This is a genomic window from Microvirga sp. BSC39 (assembly GCF_000739015.1).
Classification (GTDB): Bacteria; Pseudomonadota; Alphaproteobacteria; order Rhizobiales; family Beijerinckiaceae; genus Microvirga.
In genome coordinates this window covers 403,783-417,378 of record NZ_JPUG01000078.1, presented here as the reverse complement: position 1 = coordinate 417,378, position 13,596 = coordinate 403,783, and the positions used below count along the sequence as shown (strand labels likewise).

13 protein-coding genes are annotated in these 13,596 nt (G+C 63.3%); 9 read left to right on the top strand and 4 right to left on the bottom strand.

Translation table 11 applies throughout. From position 1 onward, the window contains the following. Position 1: 1 nt before the first annotated feature. The 4 genes from MA07_RS26050 to MA07_RS26035 form a co-directional block, all read right to left on the bottom strand. Positions 2 to 1,330 carry a dihydrolipoamide acetyltransferase family protein gene (locus tag MA07_RS26050; protein WP_036359020.1) on the bottom strand — a complete coding sequence of 443 codons (1,329 nt, stop codon included), beginning with the start codon at positions 1,328 to 1,330 and terminating at the stop codon, positions 2 to 4. 1 nt (position 1,331) lies between these two features. Then, positions 1,332 to 2,345, bottom strand: coding sequence for an alpha-ketoacid dehydrogenase subunit beta (locus MA07_RS26045; RefSeq protein WP_036359017.1), 1,014 nt, complete (start codon positions 2,343 to 2,345; stop codon positions 1,332 to 1,334). Between the two features lie 3 nt (positions 2,346 to 2,348). Beyond that, entirely contained in the window at positions 2,349 to 3,581 is a 1,233-nt protein-coding gene (locus MA07_RS26040; protein WP_036359014.1) for a 3-methyl-2-oxobutanoate dehydrogenase (2-methylpropanoyl-transferring) subunit alpha, read from the bottom strand. 115 nt (positions 3,582 to 3,696) lie between these two features. Further along, entirely contained in the window at positions 3,697 to 4,413 is a 717-nt protein-coding gene (locus MA07_RS26035; protein ID WP_036359011.1) for a GntR family transcriptional regulator, read from the bottom strand. A gap of 134 nt (positions 4,414 to 4,547) precedes the next feature. Between MA07_RS26035 and MA07_RS26030 the strand changes: the two genes are divergently transcribed. The 9 genes from MA07_RS26030 to MA07_RS25990 all read left to right on the top strand — a co-directional run bounded on the left by MA07_RS26030 (position 4,548) and on the right by MA07_RS25990 (position 13,575). Beyond that, the gene (locus tag MA07_RS26030; RefSeq protein ID WP_200879437.1) at positions 4,548 to 5,534 is read left to right on the top strand and encodes a sialic acid TRAP transporter substrate-binding protein SiaP; all 987 of its coding nucleotides are present in this window, start codon (positions 4,548 to 4,550) and stop codon (positions 5,532 to 5,534) included. 68 nt (positions 5,535 to 5,602) lie between these two features. Continuing rightward, on the top strand, positions 5,603 to 6,214 hold the full coding sequence (locus MA07_RS26025; RefSeq protein ID WP_052003540.1) for a TRAP transporter small permease: 612 nt from the start codon (positions 5,603 to 5,605) through the stop codon (positions 6,212 to 6,214). A 20-nt stretch (positions 6,215 to 6,234) separates the two neighbouring features. After that, positions 6,235 to 7,584: a TRAP transporter large permease gene (locus MA07_RS26020; RefSeq protein ID WP_200879436.1), complete on the top strand. Its 1,350-nt coding sequence runs from the start codon at positions 6,235 to 6,237 to the stop codon at positions 7,582 to 7,584. A gap of 18 nt (positions 7,585 to 7,602) precedes the next feature. Further along, positions 7,603 to 9,120 carry an altronate dehydratase family protein gene (locus MA07_RS26015; RefSeq protein WP_036359002.1) on the top strand — a complete coding sequence of 506 codons (1,518 nt, stop codon included), beginning with the start codon at positions 7,603 to 7,605 and terminating at the stop codon, positions 9,118 to 9,120. Positions 9,121 to 9,961: 841 nt separating this feature from the next. Next, positions 9,962 to 10,420, top strand: coding sequence for a hypothetical protein (locus MA07_RS26010; protein ID WP_036359000.1), 459 nt, complete (start codon positions 9,962 to 9,964; stop codon positions 10,418 to 10,420). A 10-nt stretch (positions 10,421 to 10,430) separates the two neighbouring features. Continuing rightward, on the top strand, positions 10,431 to 11,117 hold the full coding sequence (locus MA07_RS26005; RefSeq protein WP_036358998.1) for a MotA/TolQ/ExbB proton channel family protein: 687 nt from the start codon (positions 10,431 to 10,433) through the stop codon (positions 11,115 to 11,117). Continuing rightward, positions 11,117 to 11,563 (top strand): protein TolR, encoded by a 447-nt coding sequence (gene tolR, locus MA07_RS26000; protein WP_036358995.1) that lies wholly within the window; start codon positions 11,117 to 11,119, stop codon positions 11,561 to 11,563. Before MA07_RS26005 ends, tolR begins: the two co-directional genes overlap by 1 nt. 17 nt (positions 11,564 to 11,580) lie before the next feature. Continuing rightward, on the top strand, positions 11,581 to 12,483 hold the full coding sequence (locus MA07_RS25995; RefSeq protein WP_036358991.1) for a TonB family protein: 903 nt from the start codon (positions 11,581 to 11,583) through the stop codon (positions 12,481 to 12,483). A 135-nt stretch (positions 12,484 to 12,618) separates the two neighbouring features. Further along, positions 12,619 to 13,575, top strand: a complete 957-nt coding sequence (locus MA07_RS25990; RefSeq protein WP_036358989.1) for an MBL fold metallo-hydrolase — start codon at positions 12,619 to 12,621, stop codon at positions 13,573 to 13,575. The last annotated feature ends 21 nt before the right edge of the window (positions 13,576 to 13,596 follow it).

The following is a 13,596-nucleotide window of genomic DNA, read 5'->3' as shown; positions in this document are numbered from 1 at the left end:
GTCAAGCCTCCACGAAGATCATTGCAGGGGTCTCCAGCAGCGTCTTGATGCGCTGCACGAAGACCGCCGCGTCCCAGCCGTCGATGATCCGGTGATCGAAACTGGAGGACAGGTTCATCATCTTGCGGGGAATGAACGTGGAGCCGTCCCAGACGGGTCGCACCACCATCTTGTTGACGCCGATGATGGCAACCTCCGGATGATTGATCACCGGGGTCGTGACGATGCCGCCCATCGCGCCGAGCGACGTGATGGTGATCGTCGAGCCGCTCAGCTCCTCGCGGGTGGCGAGGCCGGCCTTGGCAGCCTCGGTCAGACGGGTCAGCTCCGTGGCGCAGCTCCAGATGTCCCGCGCTTCCGCATGCCGGACGACCGGCACCATCAGGCCCGCACCGGTCTGCGCGGCGATGCCGATATGAACGCCGCCGTGCTGATGAACGATTCCCGCCTCGTCGTCATAGATGGCGTTCAGATGCGGCTGCTCGGCGATGGCCTTGACCATCGCGCGCATCAGGAAGGGCAGCAGGGTCAGCTTCGGCCTGTCGGATCGCTTGTTCGCGTTGAGAGTCGTCCGTAGGTCCTCAAGGGCAGTGACATCCACCTCTTCGACATAGGTGATGTGCGGGATGCGCGATTTCGCGATCGACATCTTCTCCGCAATCTTGCGGCGTAGTCCAATCACCTTGACGTGCTGGACCGATGTGTCCTGAGCCAGACCCGGTGCCCTTGCAGCTTGCGGGCCATGGGTGAGGAACGCGTCCAGATCCTCATGGGTGATCCGGCCGGCGGGGCCGGTGCCCGCAACCTGCCTCAGGTCGATCCCGGCCTCGCGGGCCCGCAGCCGGACGGCCGGAGAGGCGATCGGCTTGTCACCCTCGGCGCGCGGGACGGATGGGCGGTGCGCCCTCACGGGCGGGCTCTGCGGAACGGCGACAGCCTGCGGCCGGGGAGCCTCCCGCGCCTGCTTCTCGACGACGGCCTCCGAGGTTTTGACCGCACCATCGGCCTGAGCTTCGATATCCTTGGGCCGTGCCGGCTGTTCAGGCGCCTTGTCGGCCTCATCGCCGCCGGAGGCAGCACCTGCCTCGTCTCCCGTCTTCAGGCGGATGAGGGGCGATCCGATCGCCACCACATCGCCGATGTCCGCACCGAGCCACAGAACCTCGCCGTCGACGGGGGAAGGAATCTCCACCGTCGCCTTGTCGGTCATCACGGCTGCGAGCAGGGCATCCTCGCGCACGAGATCGCCGACCTTGACGTGCCACTCGACGAGTTCGGCCTCGGCAATCCCTTCGCCCACATCGGGCATCTTGATCAGGTGCTCACTCATGTCAGGCCTCCACCGTCTCAAGAAGCGCGCGTCCGACCCGGGCCGGTCCCGGGAAGTAGTCCCATTCTTGCGCGTGCGGGTAAGGCGTGTCCCATCCCGTCACGCGGGCAATCGGCGCCTCGAGCTGGAAGAAGCAGGCCTCCTGCACGAGGGATGCCAGCTCTGCCCCGAAGCCGGAGGTGAGCGTCGCCTCATGGACGACGACGCAGCGGCCCGTCTTCTTCACGGATGCCACGATGGTCTCCATGTCGAGGGGAAGCAGGGTGCGCAGATCGATGATCTCCGCATCGACGCCCGTTTCCGCAGCAGCGGCCTGCGCGACATACACCATCGTGCCATAAGCCAGCACGGTGACGGCGGCTCCCTCACGCACGACGGAGGCCTTGCCCAGCGGCAGCGTGTAATGACCGTTCGGAACCTCCCCGAGGTCGTGTTTCGACCAGGGCGTGATCGGGCGGTCGTGGTGACCGTCGAACGGTCCGTTGTAGAGCCGCTTCGGCTCCAGGAAGATCACGGGATCGGGATCCTCGATGGCGGCGATCAGCAGGCCCTTGGCATCGTGAGGATTCGACGGCACGACGGTTTTCAATCCCGACACATGGGTGAACAGGGCTTCCGGGCTCTGGCTGTGGGTCTGCCCGCCGAAGATTCCGCCGCCGGTCGGCATGCGCACGACAAGCGGACAGGTGAACTCGCCGTTCGATCGATACCGCAGGCGGGCCGCCTCGGACACGATCTGGTCATAGGCCGGGTACATGTAATCGGCGAACTGGATCTCGATGCAGGGATGAAGCCCGTAGGATGCCATGCCGATTGCCGCGCCCACGATGCCGGCTTCGTTGATCGGGGCATCGAAGCAGCGGGTCTTTCCGTATTTCTGCTGGAGGCCAGCCGTGCAGCGGAACACGCCGCCGAAATAGCCCACATCCTCGCCGAACACCACGACGCGCTCGTCGCGCGCCATCATCACGTCCATCGCGTCGCGGATGGCTTCGATCATCGTCATGCGTGCCATGGATCAGACCCCCGCCTGCTGACGCTGCCGCCGCAGATGAGGCGGCATCTCGGCATAGACGCCGTCGAACATGTCGCGCGCGGAGGGCTTTCCGCCCGCATGCAGCGTGCCGTAGCTCTCCGCCTCCTTCTGGGCGGCGATCACAGTATCGAGAATCTCGGCCTCGGCCTGCTTGTGACGCTCCTCGGACCAGACGCCCCGCACGATCAGATGGTTCTTCAGGCGGATGATCGGATCGCCGAGGGGCCAGGCGTCGGACTCGGTCTTCGGTCGATAGGCCGACGGATCGTCGGACGTGGAATGTGCCCCGGCCCGGTAGGTGACGTATTCGACAAGCGTTGGCCCGAGATTGCGGCGGGCCCGCTCGACGGCCCATTTCGCCACGGCATAGACGGCAAGATAATCGTTGCCGTCGACTCTGAGCGATGGAATGCCGAAGCCCAGGCCTCTGGCCGCAAAGGTGCCCGAGCCCCCGCGCGCAATGCCCTGGAAGGTCGAGATCGCCCACTGGTTGTTGACGATGTTGAGAACGACGGGCGCCTTGTAGGTGGAGGCGAAGACGAGCGCGGCATGGAAATCGGACTCGGCCGTTGATCCGTCGCCGATCCATGCTGCGGCGATCTTATTGTCGTTGCGGATCGCCGATGCCATCGCCCAGCCGACGGCCTGGATGTACTGCGTCGCGAGGTTGCCGGAGATCGTGAAGAACCCATGCTCCTTGGAGCTGTACATGACGGGCAGCTGGCGCCCCTTCAATGGATCGCGCGCGTTGGAATAAACCTGACACATCATGTCGACCATGGGATAGCCGTCCGCGATCAGGAGGCCGGCCTGGCGATAGGTCGGAAAATTCATGTCGCCGCGGGAGAGCGCCTTGCGGAAGGCGCAGCTGATCGCCTCCTCGCCGAGGTGCTGCATGTAAAAGGACGTCTTGCCCTGGCGCTGGGCAATCAGCATCCTGGCGTCGAAGGTGCGCAGCGTCATCATGTGGCGCATGCCCTCGATCAACTCCTCGTCGCTGAGCAGGCCTGCCCACGGGCCGACAGCCTCGCCATTGCGGTTCAGAACGCGAATGATCGAGAACGCGAGATCCCGGACGGTCTCCGGATCGACATCGATGTTCGGCCTAGGGACGGCTCCTGCCTTGGGAATTTTGACATTCGAGAAATCCGGGGCTCCCCCCGGACGAACGGCCGGTTCCGGCACGTGAAGGGACAGAGGTGCGTCAGTCGTCATGATTTGTCGTTCTCCTCCGGAGAGAACTAGGAAAGAAACACCATCCGGCCATAGGTGCAACGAGGTGGAAATAAGGCCTGGGGAAAGAGCCTCCCATTACCCAGGCTGTCGACCGTCAGGTATGCACGAACACATCCGCATGTTCGGCCGAGAAGCGCCCCAGCTCCTCCATGACGGCTTCGAGATGGGCCGCCATGGCCTTTTGGGCCGCTCGCGGGTCGCGGGTCTCGAGCGCGTGGAAGAGCTCGCGATGTTCGGCCAGGGTCACTGCATGGCGGCGAGGCGACGAGAGCAGCCGGCGCACCCGGTCGATATTGGCCCGGGACGCATCGATCACGGCCGCCACGCGGGGCAGGTTCAGTCCTTCGACCAGAATCGTATGGAACGTGAGGTCCAGGGCATAGAAGCCGGGGCGATCCCCTCGCCCGACGGCCTCCTGCTGGGCGTGCAGGTTTTCACGCAACGCTTCCAGATCGGCCGCCGACAGGTGCTCGGCTGCCTTTTCCGCCACCATGCATTCAAGGGCCTGACGGATCAGCATCGATTCCTTGATTTCCGAAAGGCGAATGCGTGCAGCGCGGCTGCCACGCTGGGGCAGGATCTCGACGAGCCCCTCTGTCGCGAGGCGCGCGAGGGCCTCCGAGACGGGAAACCGGGAGACCCCGAGGGCAGCGCAAACAGCTCCCTTGTCGATGAACTCGCCTGGCTCGAAATCGAGACCGACGATGGCCGACCGAAGCGAGCGCTCGACCTGCTCGGTCGTATTCCCCCGCGGCCCTCGCTCCAAGGGAGTTAGGAATTGGTAGTATTTTCTCTTGTCGAACGCGTCCATATGCCTAACATGTTAGCCCAACCGATGGGCGAAAGCCACAAGCTTGTCGGGTGCCTCCGGCGAGCGCATCGCTCGTCGATCATCATGAGCCGGCCGGAGAGCCGGGCTATTTCGGAGGAACGCCTATGCCATCTTTGACTCGCCGCCTAGCCTTCGGCCTCATCGCCGCCGCAGCCGTCACGCTTCCCGCCCTGCCGGCAAGCGCCCAAACCAAACTCAAGTGGGCCCACGTCTACGAGACCTCCGAGCCCTATCACAAATGGGCCCTCTGGGCCGGTGAGGAGCTCAAGAAGCGGACCAACGGCAAGTACACGATCGAGGTCTTCCCGGCCTCGTCCCTCGGCAAGGAGAGCGACATCAACGAGGGCCTGTCCCTCGGCACGGTCGACATCATCTATACCGGCCAGCTCTTCGCCGGACGTGCCCATGGGCCGGTCGCCATCGGCGGCGCTCCGTACATGTTCCGCGACTTCGGCCACTGGAACGCCTTCCGGAAATCCGATCTCTTCAAGGAGCTCGGCCAGGGATACGAGAAGAAGACCGGCCACCAGGTCGTGAGCCTCACCTATTACGGCGAGCGGCACGTGACGGCGAACAAGGACATCGCCAAGCCCGAGGACATGAAGGGCGTGAAGATCCGCGTGCCCGATGCGCCGCTCTACACCATGTTCCCGAGAGCCGTCGGGGCCAACCCGACGCCGATCGCCTTCGCCGAGGTATATCTGGCGCTCTCGCAAGGCGTGGTCGACGCGCAGGAGAACCCGCTGGTCACCATCCAGGCCAAGAAGTTCCACGAGGTTCAGAAGAACATCGTGCTGACCGGGCACATCACGGATGCCCTTCTCACCATCGTGTCCGGCGGAACGATGAAGCGCATGTCGGCGGACGAGCAGAAGGCGCTGACCGAGATCCTGCAGGAGGCGGCCGACAAGTGCACCGACGACATCGCCAAGATGGAGAAGGAGCTGGTCGAGTGGTTCAAGGGCCAGGGCAAGAACGTGGTGGCGGTGGATCGCGCGCCATTCCGTGAAGCCGTGGTCAAGATGCACATGGGGCCGGACGCCACCTGGGACAAAGCGGTCTACGACCGTCTGCAGGCCATCAAGGCGACCACCAACTAGCGCGACAGCCGAGGCTCTCTTCCCCGTGGAGAGAGCCTCACGCTTCTCATTGAGAAAAGCCGGACCGCATGCCCGCAATCCAGAACACCCAGGCTCCCGCCGTGACTGAAACGAGGAGCAATGCCGCTCCGCCGGAGGACGTTCACCGGGATATGGATGAGCTGTTCGAGCAATGGCAGGAGGAGGAGGCGCACGTGGACCTCTCCGACCTGCGATGGTCGGATGCGCTGGTCTTCGCGATCTTCTGGATCCTGTTCGGAATCGTCTTCCTGCAGTTCTTCACGCGGTATGTGCTGAACAACTCGCTGGGATGGACGGAGGAGATCGCCCGGTATTTCCTGATCCTGATCACCTTCGTGGGATCGGTGACGGCCATGCGCAAGGGCACGCACATCGCTGTCGAAGCCCTTCTGCTCTATCTTCCCCGCGCGGCCAGGCACTGGACCCTCGTTGCCGTGGACGGGCTCGTGGCTCTCTTCTGCGGCGCCATGGCCTGGTACGCCTATCAGCTCGGCGCGCTTGCTCCGGGCTACATGGTGTCTATCGACATTCCGAAGAGCTACATCTACTGGGCGGTTTCCGCAGCCCTGATCGGGGTGACCATCCATGCGACCCTGCGGTTCCTGCGGCGCCTCCGCCGACGTGAGGCAGATGCTCCTCATGTCCTGACAATCGACTGACGGCGGAGACCCCTATGCTCATCACCCTGATGCTCGTCGCGCTCCTCGTCATGATCGTCATCGGCGTGCCGATTGCCGTGGCGCTGGCCGGATCCTCGCTCCTGTTCCTCTTCGTCGGCAACCTGACAGGCGAAGTCACCACCCCGGTGATCACCGTGATCCACCGCATGGTGAACGGCGTCGACTCCTTTCCGCTGCTGGCGGTGCCGTTCTTCATCATGGCCGGCAACCTGATGAACTCCGCCGGCATCACCAAGCAGATCTACGATTTCGCCGTTGCCGCCGTGGGCTGGCTGAGGGGCGGCCTGGGCCACGTGAACGTGGCGGGCTCCGTCATCTTCGCCGGAATGTCGGGAACCGCTGTGGCCGATGCGGGCGGCATCGGGACCATCGAGATCAAGGCCATGCGCGACCACGGCTACGACACGAAGTTCGCCGTGGGCCTCACCGCCGCCTCATCGACCATCGGGCCGATCATCCCGCCGTCCCTGCCTCTCGTGATCTATGGCGTCGTCGCCAATGCCTCGATCAACGCGCTCTTCGTGGCCGGCATCCTGCCCGGCCTGATCATGGCGTTCTTCATGTCGGCCACGGTGGCCCTCTATGCGCACCACTACGGCATCGGGCGGGATGCGCGGTTCGAGCTCGGGCGTCTCGGCAGGTCGTTCCTGAATGCCTTCCTGCCGCTCCTGACGCCGGCCATCATCATCGGCGGCATGAGCTTCGGCCTGTTCACGCCCACGGAGGCGGCGGTCTTCGCGTGCGCCTATGCTCTGCTCCTCTCCACCGTGATCCATCGCAGCTTCAACCTGATGCTGAGCGCCCGTGGGCAGCGGCCCCGCTATTCTGTCCTGAGCCTGCGCCAGTTCATCCGCGTGACGATGGACACGATCGAGACGACCGCCGTCGTGCTCTTCATCGTGGCAGGAGCGTCGATCTTCGGCTGGGTGCTGACCACCACACGCACCACCGACGCCCTCGGTGAGTGGATCATCACCTATGCGGCCGATCCGATCACCTTCCTGATCCTCGTCAACGTGTTCCTGGTGGTCGTCGGCTGCTTCATGGAAACCATCGCGGCCATCACGATCCTCACGCCGGTGCTGCTCCCGGTGGCCATCAAGCTCGGAATCGATCCGGTGCACTTCGGCATCGTCATGGTTCTGAACCTGATGATCGGACTTCTGACGCCGCCCGTCGGCATGGTTCTCTACGTGCTGACGAGAGTCGCAAAGATTTCCTTCGAGGAGTGCATGAAGGCCTGCGCGCCGTGGCTGGTACCCTTGGTCATCGTTCTTCTCCTCATCACATTCGTCCCTGAAACCGTCCTTTGGCTGCCGCAGTTCCTGAAGGAACTCGGCTACCTTTGATTGTGAAAAGTGATTGCCATGAACACCCCACGCACCATTCGCCTTTCCCCCGATGACAACGTAGTCATCGCCATCGATCTCGTGAACCAGGGTGCCGACGCTGCCGGCCTGACGGCCCGCGAGCGTATCCTGCGCGGCCACAAGATGGCCGTGGAGCCGATCCGGGAAGGAGAGCCGATCCGAAAGTTCGGCCAGATCATCGGCTTCGCCAAAACCCACATCGCACCGGGCGAGTGGGTGCATGAGCACAATGTGGGACTGCATGATTTCGAGCGGGATTATGCCTTCTGCGCCGATGCAAGAGACGACGACCTGCTTCCGCCGGAACTGCAGGCGACCTTCCAGGGATACCGGCGCGCCTCGGGCAAGACCGGAACCCGCAACTACATCGGCATTCTCACATCCGTGAACTGCTCGGCCTCCGTGGCCCGCTTCGCCGCCGCTGAGGTGGAGCGCTCCGGCATCCTGCGCGACTATCCCGGGATCGACGGCATCGTTGCCATCGTTCACGGCACGGGCTGCGGCCATGCGGCCTATGGCGAGGGATTCGAGATCCTGCGCCGCACGCAATGGGGCTATGCCAGCCATCCCAATTTCGCCGGCGTGATCATGGTCGGCCTGGGTTGCGAGGTGTTCCAGATCGGACGGATGAAACAGGAATACGGTCTCTCGGAGACGGACACGTTCCGCACCTTGACGATCCAGGAGACAGGCGGCACGCGAAAGACCGTGCAGGCCATCGCCGATGCCGTGAAGGCCATGCTCCCGGTTGTCGCGAAGGCGCAGCGGGAGACACGGCCTGCCTCGGAACTGGTCTTGGCTCTTCAATGTGGCGGCTCGGACGGCTATTCCGCCCTCACGGCCAATCCGGCCCTGGGCGTCGCCTCCGATCTGCTCGTGCGGCACGGCGGAACATCCATCCTGTCAGAGACGCCGGAGATCTACGGCGCGGAGCATCTGCTCACCCGCCGCGCCGCAACCCGGGAGGTCGGTGAAAAGCTCGTCGCACGGATCAGATGGTGGGAGGCCTACACGGAACGCAACGGCGGCGAGATGAACAACAACCCGTCACCGGGCAACAAGGCAGGCGGCCTGACGACGATCCTCGAGAAGTCCCTGGGAGCAACCGCCAAAGGCGGACGCTCCACGCTTCAGGCCGTGTACGAATATGCCGAGCAGGTGAAGGATCACGGCTTCGTTTACATGGACACGCCCGGCTACGATCCTGTCGCCGCAACCGGCCAGGTAGCCGGCGGGGCCAACCTGATCGCCTTCACCACGGGGCGAGGATCCGCTTTCGGGTGCAAGCCTGCGCCATCCCTCAAGCTCGCCACCAACTCCGACATCTACCGCCGCATGATCGACGACATGGACATCAATTGCGGCGACATCCTCGATGGCGTCTCCCTGGAAGAGAAGGGCCAGGAGATCTTCGATATTCTGCTGAAGGTCGCCTCCGGAGTGCCCACGAAGTCCGAGGAACTCGGCTACGGCGACCTTGAGTTCGTTCCCTGGCAGGTGGGCGCTGTGATGTGAGCGGGGAAGAATGCTCCCGCAGGCGAATGCCCCACTTCTTGCCTGGCAGGCATCGGGAGTGCGGCATCCCGGTCGTTAATTGATGTTTCTTCCCTTAGGGAAGCATCTTTTAACGATGTGTTAACCATATCCCGGCCAGTATGGCCGGGCTGATCCACCAGAAGGATCAACACTCTCCCAAAAGTGAACGGGGCACGGATGTACTGCCTCGCTTCGCTTTGGGATGCAGTGTCAGGAGCCTAACGAGCCCACGAAACTCATCACCAAAAGCAGAGATGTTCAACGGATGCGGGCGAAGCGCCTGTCTTGCACCGTTCGGACTGCCGCGAAGCGGCATCAGCCCAGCACATAAAGCGCCGTTGCGAGAGCAGCGATCCCGCCGACGAAAGCGTATGGATACCAAGCGGGAAAGGGCTTGTCGTGACCTTTTAAACCCACGCTGCAACTCCTTGATACAATGTGCCGGTTCAATCCCTTGTTCATGTCCAACATGGTATTTTTGTGAAACACGGATGATGCGTGTCGGAGCGTGGATGAGAGGTCTCCAGCAGAGCTGACGCCACCGAAAATGGAAAAAATTTACTTTGAACGGTTTTTAAAGAAGCGAAATTGCTCCCGTTCTCAACAGGGTAGCGGTTGTTTTAGAACGCCTCTGATTTTTGCATAAGCCCTTGATTTGAATAACTTCTTCCAGATATCTCATCTGACTGTCCCGTGAGACGTTTCGCTGGTCTCAGGCATGAGCCCACAGCGGCGAGCCACAGGGACGCCGGTGTTTTCTCTCGCATCAGTGAGGCTGCGCATCTGCGCGCTCGTCCATACGAACGAGGAGGAAGGGTTCATGAGGGCAAGCACGTGGAATGACCCTGGCTATTCGACAGCGGGCATATGGGCATGCCTCGCCCTGCTCCTCCCCTTCAGCGGAGCGGCTCTGGCTCAGGATCGTGCATCGCCTCTGCGGATCGAGCTGAACAAGATCGAGACTGCGGGCGAGAACTGCCGAACCTATTTCCTGATCGACAATCAGAAGGGCGAGAGCTGGCGCTCGCTGAAGCTCGATCTGTTTGCCCTCGATACGGACGGTGTCGCGGCCAGGAGGCTGGCGGTCGAAGTCGGTCCGGTGCCCGGCCGCAAGACCCTCATCAAGCTGTTCGATTTTCCAGGCTTGAGCTGCTCCCGGTTCGGGCGCGTTCTCCTCAATGACGTCATGACATGCGAGCGCGCTGCGAGTTCACGGGAGGAGTGCCTGTCCGCTGTGGAGACCTCCTCCAAGATCGACACCGTTTCATTCACGAAATGAGATTGCTGTGATGAACGACATCGTACCCGCCACGCTGCACGATCTTTCATTCCTCGGCCTGTTCCTGCAGGCCGACCCGATCGTCAAAGGGGTCATGATCCTGCTCGTCCTGGCGTCGCTCGGATGCTGGACGATCATGGTCGAAAAGCTTCTGCGCTTCAGGAACGCCCGCCATCAGGCGCGCAGCTTCGAAACAGTTGCCCGTTCGACCGAGAGGCTTCACCCGCAACCTGCCGGAACCACAGGGCGCATCGTTGCCGCCGGCCAGGACGCATGGCGCGATCAGGACCCGTCGGAGAGCCGTGCGGAGCGGCGGGAGCGGATCGAGCGGGCCATGCGCGCTGCGCTGTCCGCCGACATGCGTCAGCTTCAGGTGGGATTGCCGTTTCTGGCCACCATCGGGTCGGCGGCGCCCTTCATCGGTCTGTTCGGCACTGTCTGGGGCATCATGAACGCGTTCTCCGCCATCGCGGCAAGCCAGGACACCAGCCTTGCGGTGGTCGCTCCCGGCATCGCCGAGGCCCTGTTTGCAACAGCCATCGGTCTCGTCGCCGCCATTCCGGCCGTGATCGCCTACAACAAGCTCACCACCGATCTCGGGCGCCTGCAGCAATCCTTCACTGCGGGCATCACAGCGCTCGGCGATCGGCTCGCACGCGACCGCAAGCCCCATCTGCGCGCAGAGGCCGCCGAATAATGGGCGTGGGACCGCTCCGCACCAGCGAACCGAATGACGAGTTCGGCATTGCCCCTCTGTCCGAGATCAATGTCACGCCGCTTGTCGACGTGATGCTCGTGCTGCTCATCATCTTCATGGTGGCAGCCCCTCTCATGACGGTCGGCGTGCCGGTGAACCTGCCGAAAACGGCAGCCGCGAAGGTGTCGCAGCCGAAGCAACCGGTCGTGATCAGCATCGACGCGCAGGGCCAGCCGTTTCTCGACAAGGAGCCGCTCACGCCGGATGGGATGATGCCGAAGCTCAAGGCGCTTGCGAGCGCCGATCCAGCTCAGGTTGTGCTGGTGCGCGGAGACAGGGCTGTTCCCTATGGACGCATTGTCGAGATCATGGGGCAAGTGAGTGCAGCGGGCTTCAGCAAGGTCTCGCTCATCGCCCAGGCGCCGAGCGGGACACCGGCCCGGTAGAACCTGAAACAAGCGCGATGTCCGCACGAAGCATCCGTTCGACGCAGGAGCAAAGCCGGCTCGGAACTGCCTTCCTCACGGCGCTTGCCCTGCACGGAGCCGTTCTGGGAGCGATGACGCTCTGGCCATCCAGCAAGATGGACACCACCCCTGGCGAGCAGGAGATCACCATCGATCTCGCTCCCGCCATGGAGGAGGCAGTGTCCGTCGCGCCTGCGGAGATGTCCGCAGTTGCAGCGCCCCCTGGGGAATCAGAACCGGTACCGCTGGAGCCGGAATCCATCGCGACTCTGCCGCCCGAAGAAGTGACGGCCGAGCAGCCTGAGGAAGCGGCTGAACTCCTTGAACCTCAAGACACGACGGAAGTGCCTGCGGTCGATGCAGAGATGGCGATGGAGCCTGAGTCTGTCGTGGCTCTTCCCCCACCCGAGATGATTGTCGCAAAGCCCGTTGAGCAGCCACCTTCGCCGAAGCCTCAACCGAGACCCGAGAAGAAGCAGCAACTTAAGCCCGTGGAGCGGAAACCTCCTCCACGGCGGACTGTCGCGCAGCCGCCGTCCGAAGCGCACCAGGGCCAGGCCTCCTCTTCGCGCGAGAACACGGGCGGCGCTGCGGCCTCGGCCGATCCGACCGTGCTCAACCGGTATGTGGCAAGTCTCGCCGCAGCCTTGCGGAATCGCCTGCGCTACCCGGATGTCGCCCGTAGCCAGGGAGTCGGCGGCGTTGCGACCCTGCGCTTCACCATGGATCGATCCGGGCGCATCGTCAGTTCCACCTTGGTGCAAAGCGCCGGACATCCGGCTCTCGACCAGGCAGCGCGCGCGGCAGCGAGTCCGGGCTCATCCCTTCCTCCCGCACCAGCGGCTCTCCCCCAGCAGCAATTCACCATCTCGGTACCGCTGCGTTTCAATCTGCGCTGATGATCCCTCCCGTCCTGAGGCTTGTGAACTTGACGGTCGCAGGATCGGGTTTAACCTGCTCGCAAACAGCGCCTTTGGTCGTTTGACCGTCTCACTCAGCGACGGAAGAAGGACCGCGGCCAGCGGGAGAAGCACATGAGTGAAAAGGCTTTCGCCTCGACGGGAGATATGGCCGACAAGACGGTGTCCTTCACGGAGATCGGACCGGATCTTTACGCCTATACCGCTCAAGGAGATCCCAATTCCGGGATCATCGTCGGCGATGACGGCTGCATGGTGATCGACGCACAGGCCACTCCCATGATGGCCGAGGATGTGATCGCCCGCGTGCGCTCCGTGACCGACAAGCCGATCAAGTACGTGGTGCTCTCGCACTACCATGCAGTCCGCGTTCTCGGCGCCTCGGCCTACAACGCGCAAGGCATCATTGCTTCGAACGCTACCTACGATCTCATCGTCGAGCGCGGCGAGCAGGACAAGGCGTCCGAGATCGGGCGCTTTCCGCGCCTGTTCAGGGGCGAGAACAGCATCCCACACGGCCTCACCTGGCCCACCCTCACCTTCGAGAGCGGCATGTCGGTGTTTCTGGGCAAGCGCGAGGTGAAGCTGTTCCATCTCGGCGCCGGCCACACGGCGGGCGACATCGTGGCCTGGGTGCCGGATGCGGAAGTAATGTTCACCGGCGATCTCGTCGAGTATCACTCGGCCTGCTATTGCGGCGATGCCTACCTGCGCGAATGGCCGCTGACCCTCGATGCCATTCTGGACTTCCAGCCGCAGGCCATTGCGCCCGGGCGTGGCGATGCCCTGCGCGGCAGCCAGCAGGTCCGCGAGGCAGCGGCCATGACCCGCGACTTCGTCACGACCCTCTACGGGGCGGCTGAACTGTCGGCGGCGCGCGGGCGCTCGCTGAAGGAAACCTTTGCGGCCACCCGCGAGGTCATGGACCCGAAGTTCGGAGACTTCGCCATCTATGAGCACTGCCTTCCCTTCAACGTCTCCCGCGCCTTCGACGAAGCCTCCGGCATCGATCATCCCGTCATCTGGACGGCCGAGCGAGACCGCGAGATGTGGGCGGCGCTTCAGAGCTGACGCCGGGAACGGGACAGAGGG

Coding starts and splice junctions, on each gene's coding strand:
- MA07_RS26010 (WP_036359000.1), top strand. CDS start 9,962: ATGAGGGCAAGCACGTGGAATGACCCTGGCTATTCGACAGCGGGCATA.
- MA07_RS26005 (WP_036358998.1), top strand. CDS start 10,431: ATGAACGACATCGTACCCGCCACGCTGCACGATCTTTCATTCCTCGGC.
- tolR (WP_036358995.1), top strand. CDS start 11,117: ATGGGCGTGGGACCGCTCCGCACCAGCGAACCGAATGACGAGTTCGGC.
- MA07_RS26015 (WP_036359002.1), top strand. CDS start 7,603: ATGAACACCCCACGCACCATTCGCCTTTCCCCCGATGACAACGTAGTC.
- MA07_RS26050 (WP_036359020.1), bottom strand. CDS start 1,330: ATGAGTGAGCACCTGATCAAGATGCCCGATGTGGGCGAAGGGATTGCC.
- MA07_RS26035 (WP_036359011.1), bottom strand. CDS start 4,413: ATGGACGCGTTCGACAAGAGAAAATACTACCAATTCCTAACTCCCTTG.
- MA07_RS26045 (WP_036359017.1), bottom strand. CDS start 2,345: ATGGCACGCATGACGATGATCGAAGCCATCCGCGACGCGATGGACGTG.
- MA07_RS26040 (WP_036359014.1), bottom strand. CDS start 3,581: ATGACGACTGACGCACCTCTGTCCCTTCACGTGCCGGAACCGGCCGTT.
- MA07_RS25995 (WP_036358991.1), top strand. CDS start 11,581: ATGTCCGCACGAAGCATCCGTTCGACGCAGGAGCAAAGCCGGCTCGGA.
- MA07_RS26025 (WP_052003540.1), top strand. CDS start 5,603: ATGCCCGCAATCCAGAACACCCAGGCTCCCGCCGTGACTGAAACGAGG.
- MA07_RS25990 (WP_036358989.1), top strand. CDS start 12,619: ATGAGTGAAAAGGCTTTCGCCTCGACGGGAGATATGGCCGACAAGACG.